General features: G+C 68.8%; 18 protein-coding genes and 1 pseudogene. 10 read left to right on the top strand and 9 right to left on the bottom strand.

What is annotated here, in order from left to right:
• Window positions 1–8 precede the first annotated feature (8 nt).
• On the top strand, window positions 9–1,010 hold the full coding sequence (locus OID54_RS19560; protein ID WP_329021326.1) for a phosphotransferase: 1,002 nt from the start codon (window positions 9–11) through the stop codon (window positions 1,008–1,010).
• Window positions 1,011–1,053: 43 nt separating this feature from the next.
• Here the strand turns inward: OID54_RS19560 and OID54_RS19555 are convergent, their stop codons facing one another.
• Window positions 1,054–2,625, bottom strand: a complete 1,572-nt coding sequence (locus OID54_RS19555; protein ID WP_329021325.1) for a protein kinase domain-containing protein — start codon at window positions 2,623–2,625, stop codon at window positions 1,054–1,056.
• 431 nt (window positions 2,626–3,056) lie between these two features.
• Between OID54_RS19555 and OID54_RS19550 the strand changes: the two genes are divergently transcribed.
• The 6 genes from OID54_RS19550 (at window position 3,057) to OID54_RS19525 (ending at window position 11,001) form a co-directional block, all read left to right on the top strand.
• Complete coding sequence (locus OID54_RS19550; RefSeq protein WP_329021324.1) at window positions 3,057–4,700, top strand: protein kinase domain-containing protein; 1,644 nt, start codon at window positions 3,057–3,059, stop codon at window positions 4,698–4,700.
• Window positions 4,701–4,861: 161 nt separating this feature from the next.
• Window positions 4,862–5,440, top strand: a complete 579-nt coding sequence (locus OID54_RS19545; RefSeq protein WP_329021322.1) for a hypothetical protein — start codon at window positions 4,862–4,864, stop codon at window positions 5,438–5,440.
• Window positions 5,441–5,581: 141 nt separating this feature from the next.
• Complete coding sequence (locus OID54_RS19540) at window positions 5,582–6,271, top strand: PadR family transcriptional regulator (protein ID WP_329021321.1); 690 nt, start codon at window positions 5,582–5,584, stop codon at window positions 6,269–6,271.
• A 407-nt stretch (window positions 6,272–6,678) separates the two neighbouring features.
• Entirely contained in the window at window positions 6,679–7,479 is an 801-nt protein-coding gene (locus OID54_RS19535) for an ABC transporter ATP-binding protein (protein ID WP_329021320.1), read from the top strand.
• Complete coding sequence (locus OID54_RS19530) at window positions 7,476–10,352, top strand: ABC transporter permease (protein ID WP_329021318.1); 2,877 nt, start codon at window positions 7,476–7,478, stop codon at window positions 10,350–10,352. Before OID54_RS19535 ends, OID54_RS19530 begins: the two co-directional genes overlap by 4 nt.
• A gap of 106 nt (window positions 10,353–10,458) precedes the next feature.
• Window positions 10,459–11,001: a bacterial proteasome activator family protein gene (locus OID54_RS19525; protein WP_329021316.1), complete on the top strand. Its 543-nt coding sequence runs from the start codon at window positions 10,459–10,461 to the stop codon at window positions 10,999–11,001.
• 353 nt (window positions 11,002–11,354) lie between these two features.
• On the opposite strand, the gene OID54_RS19520 is transcribed toward OID54_RS19525, so the two are convergent.
• Window positions 11,355–12,353 (bottom strand): NAD(P)H-quinone oxidoreductase, encoded by a 999-nt coding sequence (locus OID54_RS19520; RefSeq protein WP_329021314.1) that lies wholly within the window; start codon window positions 12,351–12,353, stop codon window positions 11,355–11,357.
• Window positions 12,354–12,659: 306 nt separating this feature from the next.
• Window positions 12,660–13,331, bottom strand: a pseudogene (locus OID54_RS19515) (potassium channel family protein); the annotation flags it as partial.
• On the opposite strand from OID54_RS19515, the gene OID54_RS19510 reads away from it, so the two are divergent.
• Together OID54_RS19510 and OID54_RS19505 are read left to right on the top strand one after the other, a co-directional pair.
• On the top strand, window positions 13,305–13,499 hold the full coding sequence (locus OID54_RS19510; RefSeq protein ID WP_329028034.1) for a hypothetical protein: 195 nt from the start codon (window positions 13,305–13,307) through the stop codon (window positions 13,497–13,499). The pseudogene OID54_RS19515 and the gene OID54_RS19510 overlap by 27 nt on opposite strands.
• Before the next feature lie 378 nt (window positions 13,500–13,877).
• Window positions 13,878–14,993, top strand: a complete 1,116-nt coding sequence (locus tag OID54_RS19505) for a potassium channel family protein (protein ID WP_329021313.1) — start codon at window positions 13,878–13,880, stop codon at window positions 14,991–14,993.
• A 17-nt stretch (window positions 14,994–15,010) separates the two neighbouring features.
• Here OID54_RS19505 and OID54_RS19500 read toward each other — a convergent pair whose 3' ends face one another.
• Window positions 15,011–15,739 carry an ArsR/SmtB family transcription factor gene (locus OID54_RS19500; RefSeq protein WP_329021312.1) on the bottom strand — a complete coding sequence of 243 codons (729 nt, stop codon included), beginning with the start codon at window positions 15,737–15,739 and terminating at the stop codon, window positions 15,011–15,013.
• A gap of 68 nt (window positions 15,740–15,807) precedes the next feature.
• Between OID54_RS19500 and OID54_RS19495 the strand changes: the two genes are divergently transcribed.
• On the top strand, window positions 15,808–16,467 hold the full coding sequence (locus OID54_RS19495; protein ID WP_329021311.1) for a flavin reductase family protein: 660 nt from the start codon (window positions 15,808–15,810) through the stop codon (window positions 16,465–16,467).
• Window positions 16,468–16,665: 198 nt separating this feature from the next.
• Here the strand turns inward: OID54_RS19495 and OID54_RS19490 are convergent, their stop codons facing one another.
• From OID54_RS19490 to pdhA, 5 genes are all read right to left on the bottom strand, one after another.
• Window positions 16,666–18,042 carry a molybdopterin molybdotransferase MoeA gene (locus tag OID54_RS19490; RefSeq protein ID WP_329021310.1) on the bottom strand — a complete coding sequence of 459 codons (1,377 nt, stop codon included), beginning with the start codon at window positions 18,040–18,042 and terminating at the stop codon, window positions 16,666–16,668.
• Window positions 18,043–18,398: 356 nt separating this feature from the next.
• Window positions 18,399–19,562: a DUF6457 domain-containing protein gene (locus tag OID54_RS19485; RefSeq protein ID WP_329021309.1), complete on the bottom strand. Its 1,164-nt coding sequence runs from the start codon at window positions 19,560–19,562 to the stop codon at window positions 18,399–18,401.
• Between the two features lie 86 nt (window positions 19,563–19,648).
• Window positions 19,649–21,262: a dihydrolipoamide acetyltransferase family protein gene (locus OID54_RS19480; RefSeq protein ID WP_329021308.1), complete on the bottom strand. Its 1,614-nt coding sequence runs from the start codon at window positions 21,260–21,262 to the stop codon at window positions 19,649–19,651.
• The gene (locus tag OID54_RS19475) at window positions 21,262–22,281 is read right to left on the bottom strand and encodes an alpha-ketoacid dehydrogenase subunit beta (protein ID WP_329021306.1); all 1,020 of its coding nucleotides are present in this window, start codon (window positions 22,279–22,281) and stop codon (window positions 21,262–21,264) included. The genes OID54_RS19480 and OID54_RS19475 overlap by 1 nt, the downstream gene beginning before the upstream one ends.
• Window positions 22,278–23,414, bottom strand: a complete 1,137-nt coding sequence (gene pdhA, locus OID54_RS19470) for a pyruvate dehydrogenase (acetyl-transferring) E1 component subunit alpha (RefSeq protein ID WP_329027642.1) — start codon at window positions 23,412–23,414, stop codon at window positions 22,278–22,280. The genes OID54_RS19475 and pdhA overlap by 4 nt, the downstream gene beginning before the upstream one ends.
• Window positions 23,415–23,473 lie beyond the last annotated feature (59 nt).

The raw sequence follows: 23,473 nt of genomic DNA, 5'->3' as shown, positions 1-23,473 counted from the left end.
TTTGGTGAGTGCTGCGCTCATCTGTCCTCGCGCCGCCGGTCGGTGCCCTGTTGCACCGCTACGAGGATCCCGGTGCACCGCTCTCCTGTGAGCGGGTCACCCAGGGCCTCCTGAACCGCGGCTACCGTCTCGTCACCACCAGGGGCACCTACTTCCTGAAGCATCATCTCGACGGCGATCACGAGGCCATAGCCCATCAGCACCGCGCCACACAGCGACTCCAGACGCTTGGCGTACCGGTCGCCCCGCCCGTCCAGGACGCGCACGGCGACACGGTCGCGGTGATCGGCGGCGACTGCTACGCCCTTCACCCCTGGGTCGAGGGGCGGCATCGCAACGGGGCACAGCTGAGCATGGTCCAGTCGCGGCGCCTCGGTTCCCTGCTCGGGCTCGTCCATGTCTGCCTCGAACGGGTGATGGACTCCACCCAGCGCCGGATGTGCGAGAGCGCCGACCCCGCCGAAACCTTCAACCAGATCGACGAGCTCCTCGCGCTCTCCCGGTCCGCCCGGCCTCACGACATCTTCGACACCCTCGCGGAACACCGTCTCCTGGAGCGCAGATCGCTCCTGGAACTCCACGCCGACCGCAGACCGCCGCCTGCTTCGGCGGGCGGCTGGGTGCACGGGGACTTCCACCCGCTGAACCTGCTCTACCGGGGCGCCGAGCCGGCGGCCATCGTGGACTGGGACCGGTTGGGGGTGCAGCCCCGCGCGGAGGAGGCGGTGCGGGCAGCCGCGATCTTCTTCGTCCAGCCGGCCGGAGAACTGGCTCTGCCGAAGGTACGGGCGTACGCCCGGGCGTATCGACGGGCGGCGGGAGCCGACGCGGCAGAGCTGGCGGCGGCGGTCCACCGGGTGTGGTGGGAACGCCTCAACGACTTCTGGATATTGCGTTGGCGGTACCAGTTGCACGACCGCAGGGCCGACCCGCAGTTCGGTGCGGTGTCAGCCCTGGCGGTGTGGTGGACGAGGGAGTACGAGGCGGTGCGGGACGCCTTCACCGCATAGCACCGGAGCCCGGCCCGTCCTACGGGCCGGGCTCCGGTCGTGCTCACTCCAGCGGATTCGTGCCGCCGGGGCCCTGATTGGCGCCACCGGGGTCGCCACCGGGCTCACCGCTCGTACCGGGATTGGGTTCATTGCTCGGACCGGGCGGCTCCTCCGACGGCGAGTTGCCCGGCTCGGGCTCACCCGTCCCGGTGTCCGTGTTCGACGGCTGCACGGAGTTCGTGGGCTCCGGGTCGTAGCTGGGCTCCCACGACTTGGACGGCTTGGGGTCCTTGGTGAACGGACGCGAGTACGACTGCTTGGGATTCTCGTCCGGCTCGTCGTCGGGCTCGTCCTCCTGCTCGGAGCTCTCCGCCGACGGCGAGTTGGAGACGGCCGGCGCGGACGGGCTCTGCGAGGTCTTGGTGTCGTCCTTGCCCTTGCCCGCGGGCGGATCGGTCTGGCTCAGCGCATAGGCGACCCCGGCCACCACGGCGACCAGTGCCAGCGCGGCCACGATCCATCCCTTGTTGCCGCCCCGGCCGTCGCGACGGCCACCGTCGTACGCCCCGTCGTCCGGGTTCATCGGCGGCAGGATCGGCGCCTGCGAGGTGTCCCCGTGGACGGGGTGGTGCATCGTGGTCGCCGCAGCGGCCATCCCGAGCCCCGGCCCCGTCGGACGGCTGTCCTGGGCGCGCACGGGCCCGGTGTTCCAACTGCCGTTGTGGCTGCCCTGCTGCTGGAGCATCTGCAAGCCGTACTGGACCAGTCCGCGCATCTCCTCGGCGCTCTGGAACCGGTCGTCCGGGTCCTTGGCGAGCGAACGCATCACCAGACCGTCGAGTTCGGGCGGCACCACGTCCGAAGCCTCGGACGGCGGCAGCGGAATGTCCTGGACGTGCTGGTAGACCACCGAGAGCGGGGTCTCCCCCGTGAACGGCGGACGCAGTGCGAGGAGTTCGTAGAGGAGACAGCCGGTGGCGTAGAGGTCGGAGCGGTGGTCGACGGCCTTGCCCAGCGCCTGCTCGGGCGAGAGGTACTGGGGCGTGCCCATGACCATGCCGGTCTGCGTCATCGTCGTGGAAGCGCCGTGCAGCGCCCGGGCGATGCCGAAGTCCATCACCTTGACGGCACCGGAGTTGGTGATGATGACGTTCGCGGGCTTGATGTCCCGGTGGACGATGCCGTGCTGGTGCGAGTAGGCCAGTGCCTCCAACACCCCGGACACGATGATCAACGCCTGCTCGGGCGGCGGTGCCTCGGCATTGATGAGGAGATCGCGGATCGTGCGGCCCTCGACCAACTCCATGACGATGTACGGCACCGGCTGGCCGCCCACCTGGTCCTCGCCGGAGTCGTACACGGCGACGATCGCGTGGTGGTTGAGTCCGGCGACCGACTGTGCCTCCCGGGTGAACCGGGCCTTGGCGATCGGGTCCTCGGCGAGGTCGGTGCGCAGGAGCTTCACTGCGACCGTACGACCCAGTCGTACGTCCTCCGCCGCGAAGACCTCGGCCATGCCGCCGCGCCCCAGGCGGTGCGTCATGCGGTAGCGGCCGTCACCGACCACTTTGCCGACACCCCAGGAGTCCGGTGCATCGGGCACGCCGCCGCCGGCTTCGGGTTCGGGTGCCATCAGTCCTCGCCGTCTCATCTGTGTATCCGTTGCGTGGCCTCACGCTACAGCCTTCACCGGACAGGGCTGGCTGGGATCGACCGGTCATCAAACCCGCTGTGAGCCAGACCACGCAAATTCCATGGATCTCTTGTAACGCTTGCAGGACGCTTCTTGTGCGTACGGTCACGGATCGGGCACCTGGCTTGACGTGCTGGACCCCTCGGGCAGACTTGCCCCGTAATGGGGATCACTGATCCCAGTTTCACAGGGCACCGGTCCTCATGGGAACGGGTCTTAAGGAACGAGACACCAGGAACCTGGGGTCATCGAACTTCAACGGGGGCACGGAACACGGATCGCCAGGAAATGAACACCTTTCGCACCAGTCTGCTGCGTAAGCCGAAATTTCCTGTTCTCCGTAGCGTCCGCGCCGAGGGGGAAGCACAGTCATGAGCCAGGACGGCGCGCAGGGCCGCTATGCGGGCGGTTCGCTGGCGGGTGGTCGGTACCAACTTCGCGATCTGCTCGGCGAGGGCGGCATGGCCTCCGTCTATCTGGCCTACGACTCGGCGCTCGATCGTCAGGTGGCGATCAAGACACTCCACACCGAACTGGGACGCGAGCAGTCGTTCCGCGAGCGGTTCCGGCGCGAGGCGCAATCCGTCGCCAAACTGTCACACCCCAACATCGTCTCCGTCTTCGACACCGGCGAGGACGAGTTGGGCGGCGCCCTGATGCCGTACATCGTCATGGAGTACGTCGAGGGGCAGCCGCTGGGCTCCGTACTGAACTCCGATGTCCAGCAGTACGGCGCGATGCCGGCCGACAAGGCGCTCAAGGTGACGGCCGATGTGCTGGCCGCGCTGGAGACCAGCCATGAGGTCGGGCTGGTCCACCGGGACATCAAGCCCGGCAATGTGATGATGACCAGGCGCGGTGTGGTCAAGGTGATGGACTTCGGCATCGCGCGGGCGATGCAGTCGGGCGTCACGTCGATGACGCAGACCGGCATGGTCGTGGGAACGCCCCAGTACCTCTCTCCGGAGCAGGCCCTCGGCCGCGGGGTGGACGCGCGCTCCGATCTGTACTCGGTCGGCATCATGCTCTTCCAGTTGCTCACCGGACGGCTTCCGTTCGAGGCGGACTCACCGCTGGCCATCGCATACGCACACGTACAGGAGGAGCCGGTCGCGCCCTCCACGATCAACCGGTCAGTCACGCCCGCGATGGACGCCCTGGTCGCACGGGCACTGAAGAAGAACCCGAACGAGCGGTTCCCCAGTGCCGCCGCGATGGCCGACGAGTGTGCCCGGGTGGCGAACGCCGGACAGAGCGCCGCACCGGTGATCGTCAGCGGGGCTCCCACGGCCCACGGAGCGGGGGTGTCCTCGACCGTCTTCCCGCCGCTGGACCAGTCGGCACCGCCGCCTCAGGGCGTACAGCCGTCCTACCAGCCGGGACCGTACGGCACTCCCACACCCCAGTACGGCTATCCCCAGGCGCCTCACACTCCCGCCCCACAACCGACCGGGCCGCCCACACCGGGCCCCGGATACTCGGCGAGCGGTCCGCTGGCGGGGGTCCCGCCGCACTCGTACACCATCTCGCCGGCGCAGAACGCGCCCGCGCCCCGCAACACCGGGCGCAAGGTCGTGATCACCCTGGCGTCGGTCTTCCTCGGACTGGTGATCCTCGGCGCAATCGTCTCGGCGATCGAGGACCGCACCAAGGGCGACGGGACCAACGGGACGACCACGAAAACCCCGTCTCCTTCCGCTTCGGCCGACACGGCGGGTACGGACACCGCCCTCCCACCGGACCGCACCCGGACCATCGAGACCAGCAAGTGCACCGACGCCTACGAGGACAGCGGGGACCCGAAGAAGGTGCAGGCGCCCGACCTCATCTACAAAGACGTGATGTCGGTGAAGGAGTGTCTGCGCGCCGCGGGATGGACCTGGACGGTGCGCGAGGAGAACAACCCCCAGTGGCCCAAGGACGCGGTGATCGACCAGTTCCCGCGGAAGGACTCCGCGGTGGAGCCGAAGAACCAGGAGTTCGAGTTGACGATCTCCACGGGCAAGTCCGACTGACCTCCTCGGGAGGCTCCCCGCGCCGCGGGTCCAGGTCCGCCGTCCGCGCGGGGGGTCATTGCCCGGCCGGTCGGACAGGTAGCCGCCCGAGATGCCGGATCCATCCCTGCATGTGACGCTGGCTTCACTGACTCAGCGGCTCGGCACGGGAGGGGTTCCGGGTGACTCCAAGGCTCCGCGGGCGGCGGTGTGTGATCGCCGCTGCCGCCGCGATGGTGCTCTACGCCCCACCCCTCGCCCAGGCGGTGGAGCAGGAACGGCCCGCAGAGCGCCCCACCCCCACCGCCTCACCCACCGCATCTCTCGCCGGGCGGGCGGCCGGCGAGGGACGGACCCGGCCGGGGCGCTCGGCGGCCGAGGAAAGCCCCCGTACGGACGAGACATCAGCTGCCGTCTCGGACTCTGACCCTGATTCAGCGACCCGCAATGGGTCCGCACCGCCTACGGACGCCGCGTCACAACATCGTCCCAACTCGTCGGCTCCCGATGCCCCTCCCGCGATATCCGCGGACCCGTCGGGCCCCCTTCCCGAGGAGGACATGGCACCTGAGGCGGAGGAGCCCGGCACGGCCATGGACGACCCGCGGGGTACGGGGGCGCCCGCAGCGGCACGTCAGCACCCCGGCCAGACCGTCCCCGCGCCGGCGGCGCAGCAGATCTCACCGCTCTCCCTGGGCATCGGGATGGCGCTGATGGGGTTGGGGATCGGCTTCCTCGGGGTGCGGATGCGCCGCCGATAGGCCCTGCCCGAGGCGGTGGCGCGGGGGTCCCACTCTCTGCAACGCCCCGGTGAACTACGCCGGGTCCCCCTTGAGATGGACCTCGCGGTTCCCACTATCGACGGTTGGCCCGCATGGGCATACCCGGTATACATACCGAGTATGTCCATCCGTCACGGGCTTCTCGCCCTTCTAGAGCACGGCCCTCGGTACGGCTCACAACTCCGTACCGAGTTCGAGTCGCGCACCGGGGCCACCTGGCCGCTCAACGTGGGCCAGGTGTACACGACCCTCAACCGTCTGGAACGCGACGGGATGGTCGAGCAGTCCGGCGAGGACGAAGCCGGCCATGCGCTGTACGGCATCACCGAAGCGGGGAAGACCGAACTGAGGAACTGGTTCGAGCGCCCGGTGGACCGCAGCAACCCACCGCGCAATGAACTGGCCATCAAGCTCGCGATGGCGATCGGGGCCCCCGGCGTGGACATCCGGGCCGTGATCCAGTCCCAGCGCCACCACACCGTGAAGGCGATGCAGGACTACACCCGGCTCAAGGCCCAGGCCCTGAAGGCCATCGAGCACGGCGGTACGGGGGAGCGGGACGACGTGGCCTGGCTGCTCGTACTGGAGCAGCTGATCTTCCAGACGGAGGCCGAGGCCCGTTGGCTCGACCACTGCGAAGTGCGGCTCATCAGACTCGCGGCCAAGACCGGACCGGGCACCGCACCCTCCGCGACGGGCTCGCCGAACACAGCGCACGGCACATCCGGGGCCGCTGATGCGGAACCTCACTCGGATGGACCAGCGCGACAGCCCAGCGACCGCACCGAACAGGCGAGGGCCTCCACCTGAGTACAGCGAACGCCAAGCCGTGAACCCCGCGCTCCGAGACGTACGGGGGAACTGACCGGCCTCAGAGGGTCTCGGAGCCGCCGACATCCGTCGCAGCCGACGGGTACCGGCCCTGGGCGCACCCCTCAAGGGTTTCGCTGCGCCACCTCTCACACCGTACGGAGCGACAGTCCCGGGCCCGGTTCGCGATCCGGACCCGACCATCGCGCCGGGGTCGGTCGATGCCCCGCTCTCGCGCCAGTCGGAGCGGACGGCCCGGACCCGTCTCCGCCTCCACAGCCCCGGTCCGCCCTCGGACCACTACCGCGGCACCGAACCCGCCGCCCCGCAGCAGCAGTCATCCGGCCGCGAAGACCGCTCGGTCGCCGGCCCACCGCTCGACCACCAGCCCTAGGGGGACGTTACCCATGTCCGCATCCGCACCACTTCAGCCACAACAGTCACGGCGACCCGTGCTGCAACTCCAGGACCTGACGCGCGTCCATGGATCCGGGGCCACCGAGGTACACGCCCTGCGCGGAATCAATCTCGACGTCTTCCCAGGTGAACTGGTGGCCGTGATGGGGCCGTCCGGCTCCGGAAAGTCCACCTTGCTCACCATCGCGGGTGGCCTCGACATGCCCACCTCGGGCCGGGTGATCGTTGAGGACACCGACATCACCAACGCCAACCGCAAGAAGCTCGCCGCACTGCGTCGGCGCAGCATCGGCTATGTCTTCCAGGACTACAACCTGATACCGGCGCTCACCGCGGCGGAAAACGTCTCCCTGCCCCGCGAGTTGGACGGGGTCTCCGCCCGCAAGGCCAAGGTCGAGGCCGTGGCCGCACTGGAGGAGATGGACCTCGGTCATCTCGCCGACCGCTTCCCGGACGAGATGTCCGGTGGTCAGCAACAGCGCGTGGCGATAGCCCGCGCACTGGTCGGTGACCGCCGTCTGGTTCTCGCGGATGAGCCGACCGGTGCACTCGACTCCGAGACGGGTGAATCCGTACTCGCCCTGCTGCGCTCCCGCTGTGATGCGGGTGCTGCCGGAATCCTGGTCACGCACGAACCCCGATTCGCCGCCTGGGCCGATCGTGTGGTCTTCCTCCGCGATGGCGCGGTCGTCGACCAGACGGTACGCAGCCAGGCCGACTCGCTGCTGTCGGGCGCCACGGCCGGCGCCCCTGGGCAGGACGGCTCGGGCCGAGGAGCGGACCAGCTGTGAAGAACTGGTACCACTCCTGGTGGGCTGCGATCCGCATCGCCCGCCGTGACGCCTGGCGCTCAAAGGGCCGCAGTTCGCTGGTCCTGGCGATGATCGCCCTCCCCATCCTCGGTGTGAGTGCGGCGAATGTGACGCTGCGCAGTTCGGACGTGTCCACCGAGCAGAGGATCGAGATCACCATGGGCGCCGCGGATGCCCTGGTGATCGACCCCGGTATGGGGGGTGAGCCCGTCCTCCAGACACCGGACGGCGAGGGCTACACCTCGACCAAGGACGAGTCGGACCCCTCCCTGCCGGGCGAGGGCGGGAGCGCGGACGTCAAGAAGGCTCTGCCTGCCGGTGCAAAGGTGCTGGCCGACAGGTCGGGCAACGCCAAACTGCGCACCAAGCACGGTCTGCTGGCCACCGAAGTGCGTGAGTTGAACGCCACGGACCCCATGGCCAAGGGCTTGTTGACCGTCCTTCAGGGACGGCCCGCGCAGAAGCCCGACGAAGTGATGGTGACCACGCACTTCCTGGAGGAGAGCAAGCTCAAGGTGGGGTCGAAGCTCAGCGCCAGGGGCTTCGACCGGGAGTACCGGATCGTGGGCTCCTATGAGCTGCCCGGAGCGTTGGAAACGGATCAGGTCACCCTGCTGCCCGGTGCTTTCCTCATGGCGTTCGACAAGGCCCAGGAGAAGGCCGGACTGCGCGGCAGCGGGTCCTCGACCAGCTATCTGGTGGACGTCGAGGGACGTTTCACGTGGAACATGGTCCAGCAGGCCAATGCCAAGGGTGCGGTGATCACCTCACGGGCAGTGCTGCTGGATCCGCCGCCCAAGTCCGAGGTGCCCATCTACGAGCGGGACGGCTGGGGCACGTTCGACATGAGCACGGCCGGCCAGGCAACGGCGATTGCGGCTATCGCCACCGTCGCGGGGCTGGCCATCCTGGAGATCTGTCTACTGGCGGGCCCCGCCTTCGCGGTCGGCGCCAGGCGCTCCCGTCGTCAGCTGGGTCTGGTCGGGGCCAACGGCGGAGACCGTAGCCACATCCGAGCCATCGTCCTCTCCGGCGGTCTGGTCATCGGCGTGGCCGCGGCCATCATCGGCACCACCCTCGGGCTGCTGCTCACCTTCGCGCTCCAGTCGACGCTGGAGGAGTGGATGGGCGCACGCTTCGGCGGTCTGGACATCCGGCCGTTGGAGCTGCTCGGTATTGCACTGCTCGCGGTCTTCACGGGTGTGATGGCGGCGCTGGTACCCGCCATCACCTCGTCCCGGCAGTCGGTCCTCTCCTCGCTCACCGGACGTCGCGGTGTCCGCAAGAGCAACCGGGTCCTTCCGTTGATCGGCCTGGTCGCGATCCTCATCGGCGGCGCGATCGCGCTCTACGGCTCCACCATGAGCGAGGAAGTGACGCTCGTCGGAGCTGGCAGCGGCCTCGCGGAGCTCGGCATCATCGCCCTGACCCCTGCACTGGTCGGACTGTTCGGCCGGGTGGGTCGCTTCATGCCGCTCTCTCCGAGGCTCGCCCTGCGGGACGCGGTCCGCAACCGGGGGCGTACGGCTCCGGCCGTGGCGGCGGTGCTGGCAGCCGTGGCGGGCACGGTGGCGGTGGCCACCTATGCCGCGAGTGAGGACGCCCAGATGAGGGCCCAGTACGCGCCCCAGCTGCCCACTGGCGCGGTCTCGCTGCAACTACACGAAGGCGGCGGCAAAGACGTTCCCTTGGCACGCGCCGCGGTGGTGCGGAACCTTCCGGTCGATGTGCAGGCCGATGTGGCACGGATCGTGGTCGGCAACATCAACTGCGACTTGTACAGCTATACGAAGGGTTGCGGCGAAATGCAGCTGCTGCTGCCGCCGGCTCATGAGTGCCCCCTGTGGAAGGTCGATCCGGCCAACCCTCAGGCGTCGCCCGAGGAGAAGTTCAGCAAGGCCGAACGACGCAAGCTCTCCAAGGACTGGCGCTGCGCCAACGGCGGCCCCTGGGGCGGCAGCGACAGCGTGCTGGTCGGTGACCACAAGCTGCTCACGGTCCTCGGCATCAAGGACGCCGCCGCGGAGCGCGCCCTCAAGGAGGGCAAGGTCGTCTCGTTCGACCGTCGCTTCATCGAGAGCGGCAAGGTCGGACCTGGCGGCAAGGTCAAGATGACCCTGATCACCGACCGCGAGGCGAGCGAGAAGGCCCGGCAGGTGGGCAAGCAGCCGCCCGGTGAAGTCAAGACCTTCGACGCCTACCAGGCGCCTCAGGCGACGAAGTCCTACGCCGTGATGATGATCATTCCGCCCGCCACCGCCAAGGCGTCGGGCCTCACGACCGTCCCCTTCGGCTCGTACTTCACCACGGAGAAGGCTCCCAGCAGCGAACAGAAGCAGCGGCTCGACGGGCAGCTGGACAGAACGGGCACCGACGTCGCTCTGTACGTCGAAGACGGCTACAAGAGCCCGAACGACATCGTCCTGCTCGCCCTGACCATCTTCGCGGGCCTGATCACCATTGGTGCCGCCGGTATCGCCACCGGTCTCGCCCAGGCGGACGCCGAAGCGGACCTGAAGACCCTCGCCGCCGTCGGAGCCCCGCCCAGGGTGCGCAGGACGCTCAGTGGGTTCCAGTGTGGGGTGGTGGCCGTGATGGGTGTGGTGCTCGGCTCGGCAGCGGGCATCCTCCCCGCGATCGGTCTGCGGCTGGCTGAGGAGCGCCAACAGATGAAGTGGTACCAGGAGGGGTTGGACTCGGGTTGGGATCCCGGTTCGGTGCCGCACCTCCCGCTGGTGCTGCCGTGGGGCACGTTCCTCCTGCTCCTGGTGGCCGTACCGCTCGGTGCCGCACTGCTGGCAGCGCTCGTCACCCGCTCCCGCGGCGCGCTGGCCCGCCGCGAAGCGACGTGATCAACGGCTGAGACACCGGCCGAAATACGCCTGCCCCGGTACCAGAGTGATCACTCTGGTACCGGGGCAGATCCTTGATGACGCACATGTGCGAGACAATGGCGACATGGAGATGCCGAGGAATGAACGGTCGCAGGACAGCCCCCACGTTCTTGTCGTGGGGCAGGACGGGATGGCACTCGGCGGCGGTGGCAGTGACGACGAGTCGCGCGAGATCCCAGTGACGGAGATGGTCGAGCAGCCCGCGAAGGTCATGCGGATCGGCAGCATGATCAAGCAGCTGCTGGAGGAAGTGCGGGCAGCCCCCCTGGACGAGGCGAGCCGAGTCAGGCTCAAGGAGATCCATTCGAGCTCGGTGAAGGAACTGGAGGACGGCCTCGCTCCGGAGCTGGTGGAGGAGCTGGAGCGGCTCTCCCTGCCCTTCACCGATGAGGCGATCCCCTCCGAGGCGGAGCTGCGCATCGCCCAGGCACAGCTGGTGGGCTGGCTCGAAGGGCTGTTCCACGGCATTCAGACGGCGCTGTTCGCCCAGCAGATGGCCGCGAGAGCGCAACTGGAGCAGATGCGCAGGGCGCTGCCGCCCGGTGCGTCCCACGATGACGACGACCACCCCGAGCACGGAGCGATCCGGTCCGGGCCCTATCTGTAGGTCTCGCACGCGGTGGATCCGTAGGTCCTCGCACCTGGTGGTTCCGTGGGGTTTCGCACGTGGTGGATCTGAAGGGTTTCGCTCGATGCCTGGTGAGCCGTTCGATGCCTGGTGACCCGATGTGTCGGCGCAGGCCGCACGGGTGATCTACGAAGACGGTGGGCGGCTGCCCGAGGAACAGCAGCAGGGCCGGTCGGGCGTTCAGCCCGACCGGCCGCTGTCGTTTCCGGGTGGCGCTCGCTCTGGTACTTGGTTCGCCGGTCGGGCCTTCACGCCGGTCGGGCGTTCAGTTCGACCGGCCCGTTCAGTTCGACCGGCCTTCCTGCGCCGGGAGGCGTTCCCCTCAGTTCGCCTCAGTCCCGAGAGGTGGTCCCCTCCGCGACGAGCAGGATCTTCCCCACATGTCCGCCGAGCTCCAGCACCCGGTGCGCCTCGACCGCCTCCGCAAGGGGCAACCGTCGATCGATCACAGGCCGCACCCGCCCTGATTCCACCAACGGCCACACGTGTTCCCGTACGGCAGCCACGATCGACGCCTTCTCGCCGAGCGGACGGCCGCGCAGGGAGGTCGCGGTCAACGCCGCACGCTTCCCGAGCAGGGTCGCCAAGTTGAGCTCACCCTTGACCCCGCCTTGGAGCCCGATCACCGCGAGCCGACCGTTGACCGCCAGCGCGCGCACGTTCCGGTCCAGATACTTGGCGCCCATGATGTCGAGGATCACATCGGCACCAGCACCGGCCGTGGCCTTGCGCAGCTCTTCGACGAAGTCCTGTTGGTGGTAGTCGATCAGTATGTCCGCGCCCAACTCGGCACAGCGCGCCAGCTTGTCGGGGCTGCCCGCGGTCACAGCGACCGTCGCCCCGACCGCCTTGGCGAGTTGGATGGCCATGGTGCCGATGCCGCTCGCACCGCCGTGGATCAGGATCGTCTCGCCAGGACGCAGATGCGCGATCATGAAGACGTTCGACCAGACGGTTGCCGTCACTTCCGGGAGCGCAGCCGCGGAGACCAGATCGAGGCCCTTGGGCACCGGAAGCAACTGCCCGACGGGTACGACGACCTGCTGCGCATAGCCACCGCCGGCGAGGAGTGCGCACACCTCATCGCCGACGGCCCAGCCGGACACTCCGCTGCCGAGTTCCACGATGCGTCCGGAGCACTCAAGCCCGGGATAGGGGGAGGCGCCAGGCGGCGGATCGTAGAAGCCCTGTCGCTGGAGGAGGTCAGCCCTGTTGACCGCACTGGCCGCGACCTCGACGAGGACTTCCCCCTCGCCCGGCTTTGGATCGGGCACCGCCGTCCACACCAGTGCCTCGGGACCACCGGGTTCGGGAATCGTGATCGCATACATGGCGGCGAGGGTACTCCCGGGTGATGGCCGGCACCGCAGGGCCCACGACACGCACGCCGAAGACCGCACCGTCCAGCCGAGACCGCCCGACCGTCAGCTACGAGTCCGGCCGTTTTACAGACATCGGGATCCACCGGGTATCCACCCTGTATCCACCCGGACGGGGCTCGATGACCCACGCCACGCCCAGCAACGCCCGACTCCGCTCCGACTCCGCTCCGGCTCCGGCTCCGGCTTCGGCTCCGGCTTCGGCTCCGGCTTCGGCTCCGGCTCCGGCTCCGGCTCCGGCTCCGGCTCCGGCTCCGGCTAAACGTCGCGTGCTGGCAGGACGTTGCTGGCGCGCACGATCGTGATCAGACGGTCCGTCAACTGGAGCGGACTGGCGGACGGGTCGTCGTAGCCGATCAATCGATGGCCCCGCAGCACGCTCACCACGAGATCGCTGGTCTCTCGCACGCTCAACCCCACTTCGGCCTTTATCACCGGCCGTTCGACGAGATCGAGCCCGCTGCCCTGCTGAATCAGATCCTCCATCACCGCACCGGCACTCGGACTGAGCACGGAAAGCCCCAACAGCCGGCCGGCCGCACTGGCGCTGGTGATGACCGCATCGGCACCCGACTGCCGCAGCAGGGGTGCATTCTCCTCCTCGCGGACCGCCGCGACGATCTTCGCTTCCCGGTTCAACTGCCGTGCGGTGAGGGCAACCAGGACGGCTGTGTCATCGCGCTGAGTGGCGATGATGATCCGTCCTGCCCGCTGGACCTCGGCCCGGATGAGCACATCACTGCGGGTGGCATCGCCCACGACACCGGCGAAGCCCTCGGCGGCGGCGGCCTCGATCACCTTCGTACTGGGATCGACAACAATGATCTTTTCCTTCTCCAGCCCCGTGGCGGTCAGCGTCAAAATCGCGGAGCGGCCCTTCGTACCGAATCCGACGATGACGGTGTGCTCTCGCAAGCCAAGCCTCCAACGGTTCTGGACCCCGCCCAGGAGCTGGCCGCTACGGTCTGCGCCAGGGGGCGGCCGGACCCCACGGCCCGAGTGACCGACGCTACCGCCAACGCGGCCACCGAGGACGCCTTCGTACGTCCCGCGCCGAGTGTCCCGCGCCGACAGCCGATCTCTGCCACCGAGATCTGACATTCGACGATCGGCCGATCCCCCGAAGCCCGCGGCTCGACTGCCATCCGCTCATTGCCCCGCAAGGGTTCAGGAGAAGAAGCGGCTGAAGAGGCTACGGGGTCATCCCTAGCGGGTCACTGTCCCGCTAGGCGCCCGCCCCGCGCCCACCCACTGGCCCCCCGACACGCACCACGGACAACGACCTTCCTTGCCCTGTGAGTGGCATCTCTTCCTCGACAGTGCTCGTAAGTGCTCGTGAGTACTCGTGAGGGGCACCGCGACAACCTCTCTCGTACCCCGGCGCGGTATCCAGAGTTACCGCCTCACCGCGCAAGATCGGGGACCATGGGCACATGCCTGAGCGATCGACCGGGCAACCGCCAGAGGGGAACACCGATGAGGGCCGAGAAACCGCCGACCAAGGCAGGGAGACTCTCGATCCTGCGATCCCTCTGGTACCGCTCGCGCAGTGAGGCCCGGGACGATGACGAGGCCGGGCGCGCCATCACCATGCCCGCACAGGCGAGTGTCCCGCCGCTCCAGCAGGTGCTGCGCCGGTTGGCCATGGCCCTGCTCGTCCTGATCGTCACCACACTGCTGGTCTGGTTCGACCGCGCCGGCTACAGCGACAACGCTGATGGAAAGGTCGACTTCCTCGACGCCGCGTACTACACGACCGTCACGCTCTCCACGACCGGCTACGGCGACATCGCCCCGGTCAGCGACGGGGCGCGACTGACGAACATCTTCATCATCACCCCGCTGCGCGTGCTGTTCCTGATCATCCTGGTCGGCACCACGCTGGAGGTGCTCACCGAGCGAACCCGTCAACAGGTCCGTGTCCACCGCTGGCGCTCCCGGATGCGGAACCACGTCATCGTGGTCGGTTACGGCACCAAGGGGCGGCACGCCATCGAGACGCTCCGGGGTCAGGGCATCCCCAAGGAGAAGATCGTCGTGGTCGATCCCCAGCAGAAGGCTGTCGACGCTGCGAGCGCCGATGGACTGGTGGCGGTCCTCGGGGACGCCACCCGCTCCCGAACCCTCCTCAAGGCGGAGCTCCAGACCGCGGCGCGGGTGATCATCGCCCCGCAGCGGGACGACACCGCAACCCTGGTCACTCTCACCGCGCGCCAGCTCAACAAGAGGGCCGCCATCGTGGTCGCGGTGCGCGAGGACGAGAACGTACCGCTGCTGAAACAGAGCGGCGCCGACACGGTGGTCACCAGTTCCAGTTCCGCGGGAAGGCTGTTGGGCGTCTCGATGGCGAGTCCCCATGTCGCCGACACACTGGAAGATCTGATGACGCGCGGCAGCGGGCTGAACCTCACGGAACGCTCCGTCACCAAAGGTGAAGTGGGGCGATCACCCCGTGAATGCACCGATCTCGTCGTGGCCGTGGTCCGTAGGAAGAAGATGCTCGACTATGCCGACCCCGAGTGCGCCCAACTGCAGTTCGGTGACCAACTGATCACGATCAGCCGGGAAGAGACCGACTTCTCCGCTGACTGACCATGCCCGCTGAGCCGCTAGGAGTGAGGCTCGGCCGTGAGTGCGTCGTCGGACATGCCCAGAGCGTCACGGAGGGCTGAGCGGCCGGCATCGGTGAGCGCGATGGCGCGTCCCGTTCCGATCCGTGTGATCCAGCCCGAGTCGAAGGCATGACGACATACGGCGGCACCGGCGGCACCGGCCAGATGGGGCCGACGCTCCGTCCAATCCACGCATGAGCGGACGGGGGAACGACGGGTGGCGGGCGGCAGTGTGATGCCAAGCTCGCCCAACCAAGCGGTTCCGTCGCCGGTGAGCCTCAGTCCGTGCTGCCAGTCCAGAAGTCCCCGCTCGGTCATGGCCCTGGTGATCGCGACCCCCAGGGCCCCGGCAAGGTGGTCGTAGCAGGTACGAGCACGGGCCAGGGCCCGGCTGCGGTTGACAGCCGGCAGCGATCGGGGCGGGGCGGTCTGCCGAGGGGCCATGGAGGCGAGGGTCTCGATCAGTTCCGCCGTGGCGGGATCGGCCAGCCGAACATAGCGATGGCGGCCCTGGCGCTCCTGGGTCAGCAATCCTCCGGCGACAAGGCGGTTCAAGTGCTCGGTCGCGGTCGAGGCGGCCACTCCGGCATGGCGAGCAAGCTCGATCGCGGTCCAGGCCCGGCCGTCCAAGAGGGCGAGACAGAAGCCCGCTCTGGTGCTGTCGGCCAGCAGGCCGGCCAGAGCTGCCAAATCCGGACCCTGAAGATATGCATCACGGCTGTTCATGGTCCTCCATCTTGCATCCGCGATCGTTCGGCATGGCCCGAAGAGTCCCCGCCCTACCGTCGAGCTCCATGAACACCACCGTGCCACCCAGCGCCAAGCCTGCCGACGTTCCTTCCACCGCGCCTTCCAATCACCTGACCATCACGCCGAGCGTCCTGTACTTCGGAACACCGGTCGTGCTGCTGTCCACCGAGAACGAGGACGGTTCCGTCAACCTTGCCCCGATGTCCTCGGCCTGGGCACTGGGACAGACGATCGTCCTCGGTCTGGGAGCCGAGGGGCAGACCGCGTACAACCTCCGCGATCGCCCAGAGCTCGTGATCAATCTGCCCGCGCCCCCTCAGTGGCAGGCGGTGGAGAGACTCGCACCCCTCACCGGCCGTTCCCCCGTGCCGGTGAACAAACGCGGCAGGTTCCGATTCGAGCGGGACAAGTTCGCGGCTGCCGACCTACGGTCCATGCCCTCCGAGCTGGTCCGGCCGCCCCGAGTTGCCGGCTGCCCCCTCCAGCTGGAAGCCCGTGCCGTCAGGGTCCAACCCGATGTCTCCGGCGGATTCCTCATCGTCGAAGCCCAAGTGCTCAGGGTCCACGCGGATCCACGCATCGTCGTCCCTGGTTCCCAGCACATCGACCCGGCCCGGTGGAGCCCGTTGATCTACAACTTCCGCCACTACTTCGGGCTCGGCCCCGAGCTGGGCCATAGTTTCCGTTCCCAGACGCCTCACTGAAGTTCAGGCAATCCAAAGCGAGCAGCGTGGACGGCCGGATCGAGGCAGCGTGGACGGCCGGCGCAGCCCAACGTCTCCCAGGGTTGATCGAAGCTCTCAGCCGGCGAACGACCGAGGCCCGTGCTGACTACCCAACGGCAGTGAGGGAACGGCGGAGTGGAGTGGCATGGGCGCAATACATGACCCATCTGGCACGTTTCACGTGAAACATGGCGACGCGGTCTGCGCTCCCAGGGCCCAGGGAAGACCCAAAAGCTCCACAACCTCTCCGGAGCGAACACCGCCCGGTGGCACCACGGCCAGGCCGTCAGCAGCGACCACACCACGCAGCATGGCGGGTCCGCCATAGCGCAGCGGTACCAGCTGGCCTTCGCGGAGGGCAGCGGGGACGAGTCGGGTGTCCTGTGGGTGGCCTGACAGTGGCTCCCTCATCGGTGCACGGTGGGGGTCGGTCAGGGGCAGCCCCATGAGTCCCCTCAGCAGCGGCTGGACAAGAGACAGCAGTCCAGAGACCGCGGCGAGCGGATTGCCGGGCAACCCCACCAGATAGCGCGGGCGACCACCATGCTTGCGGAGTCCCCAGGCCGCCAGCAGCATCGGATGCCCCGGACGGACGGCCACCGAATCGACGAGTAGCTCCGCGCCCGCCTTGTGGAGCACGGGGTGGACATGGTCGACCGGGCCTGCCGCAGTACCACCGGTCGTCAGGATGAGATCGGCTTCGGAGGTGGTGACGGCCTGGTAGAGCGCATCTGCGTCATCACCGATGAGCCGCGTACCGATCACATCGGCACCGAGCGCGGCAAGCCAGGGGCCGACCAACGGGCCCAGGGCGTCCCGGATCAACCCGTCGTGTGGCAGCCCCTCGGTCAACAGCTCGTCTCCGAGGATCAGCACCTCGGCACGTGGTCGCACGACGATCGAGAGTTCGTCGTATCCGGCGGCGGCAGCCATCCCCAGGACTGCGGGGGTGACCCGGGCGGAGGCAGGAAGCAACTGGTCGCCGGAGCGGCATTCCTGCCCTCGTGGCCTGATGTCCTGCCCGGGGCTGGTGGAACGGTCCGTGCTGAGCTGTCGGTGCTCTGCATGCGTGCGGGCGTGTTCGGTACGGATCACGGCGGTGGCCTCGGGGGGAATACGAGCACCGGTAGCGATCCTGACCGCTGACCCGTCCTCCAAGGGAGTCGTGGCGCCCTGTCCTGCCAGCAGAGAACCGCCTCCGATGATCTTCCAGGGCCCCGGTCCGGCAACCGCCCATCCGTCCATGGCGGAGGTGTCGAAGGGGGGCAGATCGCAGAGTGCGACAAGCGGAGCCGCAAGGAGGTGGCCCAACGACTGCTCCAGGGAGACCTGTCGGATCCGCGGCGGGCAGGCTCGGCCGGCACGTGCCGCCATGGTTCGAGCCGAGTCCCACGACATGGGTCGCGGTCCGCCTGTCGGATCAGCAGCGTCATTCCGGCTTCTCCCAAGAACAGCGGCGGAGGGCTGCTGGCGGCCCACGAGGGCGAGTGCCTCCGCAAAGCCATCGGGCTCGCCCACCGGCAGCTCGCCTTGCTCGGGCTCGGGGCGATGCACCGTGTTCCCACCGTCGTCGGAGCGATCCGCCGTGTCGTTGCCCTTGCCGTCAGGGGCTTCGGAAGGTTCGGGGGCCGCTGCTCGGAGAGATCGTCGGGCGGTGCTCCTGGTCGTCGGCCGAGGCTGAGACTCATGACTCTCGGTCGGCGATTCGTGCGCGGGCGGAGAGCTTCCGATGGTTTTTCCACCGGCTTGGGGTGCGGCACCGGCTCCTGGTGTACGCGCTCGGGGTGGGGCTTCGGTCCCTGACCTGACATCGGCTCCTGCCGCGGCACCGGCCTCTGGCGTGCTCACTTTGGGCGTGGCTTCAGTCGCTGGTGAGCCCGCTCCTGGAGTGGTCTTGCGAGGTCGACGATTCATCTGGCACCCGTCTCTCCCGGACCGGACTCGGAGGCAGGGGGAGCACCCCGGCCGTTGTCCTTGCCCTCACCCGGCGCCGGCTGATCAGCGGCAGGACGTGACTCGGCGGCCTGAGGTTGGCTCGCGGTACCAGTGGTGGTGGCCTCCTCGGCCCAGCGGCGAGCGAGCGCCTCGGCTTTCCGGGTGGCTTCCGCAACGGCCTCTTCGCCTCGATGTGCTGCTGCACCGGCCGCGTACCCGACCAGGAAGGTCGTCAGGGGCGCGGCAGGCCGTGCCACCCCATGGGCGGCGTCCCGGGCGAGGTCGAGCAGCCCGGAGACATCCACATCGAGTTCGATGTCGAGTTCATCCTTGACCGCGGCAATCCATTCATCGAGCACATGTCCATGCTCCCTGATGCGGGCCCTGGCAGCGGAGACGTCCTCCCAGGTGTCGCAGTCGAATGCGGCCGATGGCTCACCAGACAGCCGCCCGAGGTCCAGTTCTCCGGTGAGCAGCCGTAGTGACAGTCCGGACAGGCTCCCGTACTCGGTGGCCAGGAGCGCGATCTCCCGACGCAGCGATTCGGCCCGGTAGACGGCGACCAATGGCTGCTCACGCCCTGCGGCATCGGTGAGCAGCACTCCTTCTCGGCCGCTCCCTTCATCCTCCAGTGCGCGGATCAGGCCCTGGACGGTCGGTTCTCGCAGGAAGGGCAGATCCGCCGAGAGCACCAGGACGTTTCGAGGCTCGCCCGGCTCCTGGCCCCCGGCTCCGGCTCCGGCTCCGGCTGTCGAACGTGCACTGCCCGCCCCGCTCCGACCGCGTCCGTCCTCCTCGCTTCGGCTCCCCGCCACGGCTCGATCGTTGTCCCCCGTGCGGCGGGTATCGGCGGTCGACTGCTGCCACTCCCTGGCCAACTGTCGAAGCCCCGCGTCCAGAGCGGCCACCGGACCGCCACCCGGAGGGTTCTCCTGGGCCCAGACCACCGGACGCTCGGTACCCCTGCGCCCTCCGACGACCACCGTGCGCCGCGCACCCCGGCAGGCGGCGAGCACCCGGTCGAGCAAGGTGCGCCCACCCACACTGAGCCCTGGCTTGTCGGCCCCGCCCAGTCGTTGTGCCCTGCCTCCGGCCAGCACGATGGCGTCGAAGGCGTCCGTGGATGTCGTGTCGGTCATGGCTGAAGTATCGTGCGCCCGCCTCGGTCGGCGAAGCGGCCGGAGCCGCTGCCCGATCCGTAAGGCTAGAGACCGCGTCCGTATGGCTAGAGACCCCGTAGGAGGACCGCCGGCTGCTCCACACAGTCGGCCACGTAGCGCAGGAACCCTCCCGCAGTGCCTCCATCGCACACCCGGTGGTCGAAGGTGAGCGAGAGCTGAACCACCTGTCGTACGGCGAGCTCGCCCTGGTGCACCCATGGCTTCGGCACGATCCTTCCCACTCCGAGCATCGCGGCCTCGGGGTGGTTGATGATCGGGGTGGAGCCGTCGACGCCGAACACACCGTAGTTGTTGAGGGTGAAGGTGCCGCCGGTGAGCTCTGCGGGGGTGAGGGCACCTTCCCTGGCAGCTTCTGTCAGTCGCGCGAACTCCGTCGAGAGCGACTCGGCGGACCGCAGATGAGCGTCCCGAACCACCGGTACGAACAGTCCGCGCTCGGTCTGTGCGGCGAACCCCAGATGTACTTCGGGGAGGACCACGACCTCGCGGGCCTCCAGATCGACCGTGGAGTTGAGCTCCGGGTGTCGGGCCAGGGCAGCGGTGCAGATCCGGGCGAGGAGGGCCAGCAGTGAGACCTTGGGACCCCCGGCCGTGTTCATGGCGGCGCGGGCCGCCATGAGTTCGGTCGCATCAGCGTCCACCCAGCAGGTCGCGTCGGGGATCTCGCTACGGCTGCGGGACAGCTTGTCGGCGACCACCCCCCTGAGTCCGCGCAGCGGTATCCGCTCGCCGCGGGGAGCACTGTCGACCGAGGCCACGGCCACGGGGGCCGGCTGGGGGACCAGCTTGGGTGCGGGCGGGGCCGAAGCCGTGGCGGCACTGGCTGCCCGCAGGGCGTACTCGACATCGGCACGCAGGATCAGTCCATCGGGACCCGATCCGGGCAGTTGCCTCAGATCCAGCCCGTTGTCCCGGGCGAGGCGCCGCACCAGGGGTGAGATCACGGGCAGGGGCCCGCTCACTCCGTTCGGATCGGCGGAGTCGCGGTCCATGGCCCGACTTCCCGTGGTGGAACCCTGGGAACCGGGCTGTGAGGTCGCCATCGAATGGGCGGTTCCCGCACGGGTGGCGGTCAGTGCCGGTGTCGTGGCGTTCGTTCGAGCAGGCGCCACGGACCGATCCGGGCCGTGCGGCGCCGCTCCGGGAGCCGTCGGCCGGATCCTGCGGCGCCGTGCAACCGGCGCCCCCGTGCCATAACCGACCAGGACATTCCCCGAGCCCTCCGTACGCCCGTCCGATGCCGATCCGGTCGACCCCGATCCGGTCGACACGTCCTCCGACCGGGACCGGCCCGCATCCGCGGTCGTGCCGGCGACCTCGGCCGAACCCGTCGCGGTAGTGCCCCCGGCGGCAGGCGCGGCATGGTCCGCGGGCTGTCCCCCGGACGTCCCGGTAGCTTCCTCGCCGGCTGTCGCACCCACAGCGACCATCAGTAGGGGCGCCCCCACCGGCAGCTCGGAGCCCTCTTCACCGAACCGGGCGGTCACCACACCCCCGTAGGGACACGGCACCTCCACCATCGCCTTGGCCGTCTCCACCTCGACGACAGGCTGGTCGATCGCCACCACGTCACCCACGGCAACCAACCAGCGCACGATCTCCGCTTCGGTCAGTCCCTCGCCGAGATCCGGCAGCTTGAACTCCAGTACCTGCGCCATCAGCTCCCCGCCTCCCACTGCAATCGCGCCACCGCGTCCAGCACCCGGTCCACTCCAGGCAGATGGTGCCTCTCCAGCATCGGTGGTGGATAGGGAATGTCGAAACCGGTCACTCGCAGTACTGGCGCCTCCAGATGGTGGAAGCAGCGCTCGGTCACCCTGGCGACGATCTCTCCACCGGGTCCGCCGAACCCGGTGGCCTCGTGGACGACGACCGCGCGACCCGTGCGTCGAACGGACGCACAGACCGTTTCATCGTCGAACGGAACCAGCGACCGGAGGTCGACGACCTCAAGGTCCCAGCCCTCGGCCTCAGCAGCCTGTGCCGCCTCCAGACAGACCGGCAGGGAGGGGCCGTAAGTGATCAGAGTGGCGCTGCGGCCCGCCCGCCGGACCACAGCCTGGCCTATGGGCTCCACAGCAGCCGGCTCCTGCGGTGACCAGGCCGCCTTCGACCAGTACAGCCGCTTCGGCTCCAGGAAGACCACCGGATCGTCCGAGGCGATGGCGGCGCGAAGCAGCCCGTAGGCGTCCTCGACGGTCGCCGGGGTGACGACCTGGAGCCCCGGAGTGGCCATGTAGTAAGCCTCGGACGAGTCACTGTGGTGCTCGACCCCGCCGATGCCGCCGCCGTAGGGCACACGCACGGTGATGGGGAGCGCCAGCCCTCCCCGGGTGCGGTTGCGCATCCGTGAGACATGGCTGATCAACTGCTCGAACGCCGGATAGGCAAAGGCGTCGAACTGCATCTCGACCACCGGTCGCAGGCCGTACATCGCCATGCCGACCGCCGTGCCGAGGATCCCGGCCTCGGCCAACGGGGTGTCCGTACAACGGTCGTCGCCGAACTCCTTGGCGAGCCCGTCGGTGATCCGGAAGACACCGCCGAGGGTGCCGACGTCCTCACCGAGGACATGGACGGTCGGGTCCTCCGCCATGGCGTCGCGCATCGCACGCTGGAGCGCCAATGCCATGGTCGCCGGTTTGGCGGGGGCGGAGTGCGCCGCGGCCGTGGTCATCGCTGATCCCCCTCTGCTTCGAGCTCGGCGCGCAGCTGCGCCTCCTGCTCCCGTAGCTGACTGCTGCGTTCGGCATAGACATGGGCGAAGAGATCCATCGGATCGAGCACCGGATCGGCGTTCATCCGCTGCCGCAGATCGGCCGCCATGGCTTCGGCCGCCTCCGAGGCGGCCTCCTTGACCGTGTCGTCGAGGAGTCCGCGCCGGGTCAGCTCCTGCTCCATCAGACGGATGGGGTCATGCTCCCGCCAGGCGTCGATCTCGCCGGAAGCGCGGTAGCGGGTGGCGTCGTCGGCGTTCGTGTGTGCGTCGATGCGGTAGGTGATTGCTTCGATCAGCGTGGGACCGCCGCCCCGTCGGGCCCGCGCAACGGCTTCGGCCAGGACCTGGTGCACAGCGGGTGCGTCATTCCCGTCGACCAGACGGCCCGGCATTCCGTACCCGACGGCCTTGTGGGCGAGGGAGGGCGCCGCGGTCTGCTTGGCCAGCGGAACCGAGATCGCGAAGCCGTTGTTCTGGACGAGGAAGACGACGGGCGCCTGCCAGACCGCCGCGAAGTTCAGTGCCTCATGGAAATCACCCTCGCTGGTACCGCCGTCGCCGACCATGGCGAGCGCGACGACGTCGTCCCCCTTGAGCCTGGCCGCGTGAGCCAGCCCCACCGCATGGGGCAATTGGGTGGCCAGCGGGGTGCACAGGGGCGCTATCCGGCGCTCACGCGGGTCGTACCCGGTGTGCCAGTCACCCCTCAGCAGGGTGAGCGCATCCACCGGATCCAGGCCGCGCGCCACGGCCGCGAGCGTGTCCCGATAGCTGGGAAAGAGCCAGTCCCGCTCCTCCAGCGCGAGCGCGGCGGCGATCTCGCACGCCTCCTGCCCGGTGCTGGAGGGGTAGACCGCGAGCCGGCCCTGCTTGGTCAGCGCCGTCGCCTGGGTGTTGTAGCGACGGCCGCGAACCAGTTGCGCGTACAACGTCAGCAGCAGTTCCGGGTCGACATCCGCGGCGGCCTTCGTGCCGAGCACGCGATGCGGCTCCGGGTCGGGAAGCAGGGGGGCGGGGTCGATGCGGGGCTTCCACGCCGGGGGCGGGGTGGGTCGGTAGGCGGCGGCACCGGGCAGCTCCTGGACCGTCATGCTGCTCTTGCGCAATGCGAGCACCTCCTCGTGGGAGCGATGACGAAGCGGCCCGAATG

The sequence above is a fragment of the Streptomyces sp. NBC_00690 genome (assembly GCF_036226685.1).
Lineage (GTDB): Bacteria > Actinomycetota > Actinomycetes > Streptomycetales > Streptomycetaceae > Streptomyces.
This window is presented reverse-complemented; position numbering and strand designations above follow the sequence as displayed.

Coding starts and splice junctions, on each gene's coding strand:
- OID54_RS19495 (WP_329021311.1), top strand. CDS start 15,808: ATGAACACCACCGTGCCACCCAGCGCCAAGCCTGCCGACGTTCCTTCC.
- OID54_RS19500 (WP_329021312.1), bottom strand. CDS start 15,739: ATGAACAGCCGTGATGCATATCTTCAGGGTCCGGATTTGGCAGCTCTG.
- OID54_RS19525 (WP_329021316.1), top strand. CDS start 10,459: ATGGAGATGCCGAGGAATGAACGGTCGCAGGACAGCCCCCACGTTCTT.
- OID54_RS19520 (WP_329021314.1), bottom strand. CDS start 12,353: ATGTATGCGATCACGATTCCCGAACCCGGTGGTCCCGAGGCACTGGTG.
- pdhA (WP_329027642.1), bottom strand. CDS start 23,414: ATGACGGTCCAGGAGCTGCCCGGTGCCGCCGCCTACCGACCCACCCCG.
- OID54_RS19550 (WP_329021324.1), top strand. CDS start 3,057: ATGAGCCAGGACGGCGCGCAGGGCCGCTATGCGGGCGGTTCGCTGGCG.
- OID54_RS19480 (WP_329021308.1), bottom strand. CDS start 21,262: ATGGCGCAGGTACTGGAGTTCAAGCTGCCGGATCTCGGCGAGGGACTG.
- OID54_RS19555 (WP_329021325.1), bottom strand. CDS start 2,625: ATGGCACCCGAACCCGAAGCCGGCGGCGGCGTGCCCGATGCACCGGAC.
- OID54_RS19540 (WP_329021321.1), top strand. CDS start 5,582: ATGTCCATCCGTCACGGGCTTCTCGCCCTTCTAGAGCACGGCCCTCGG.
- OID54_RS19485 (WP_329021309.1), bottom strand. CDS start 19,562: ATGACCGACACGACATCCACGGACGCCTTCGACGCCATCGTGCTGGCC.
- OID54_RS19475 (WP_329021306.1), bottom strand. CDS start 22,281: ATGACCACGGCCGCGGCGCACTCCGCCCCCGCCAAACCGGCGACCATG.
- OID54_RS19505 (WP_329021313.1), top strand. CDS start 13,878: ATGAGGGCCGAGAAACCGCCGACCAAGGCAGGGAGACTCTCGATCCTG.
- OID54_RS19535 (WP_329021320.1), top strand. CDS start 6,679: ATGTCCGCATCCGCACCACTTCAGCCACAACAGTCACGGCGACCCGTG.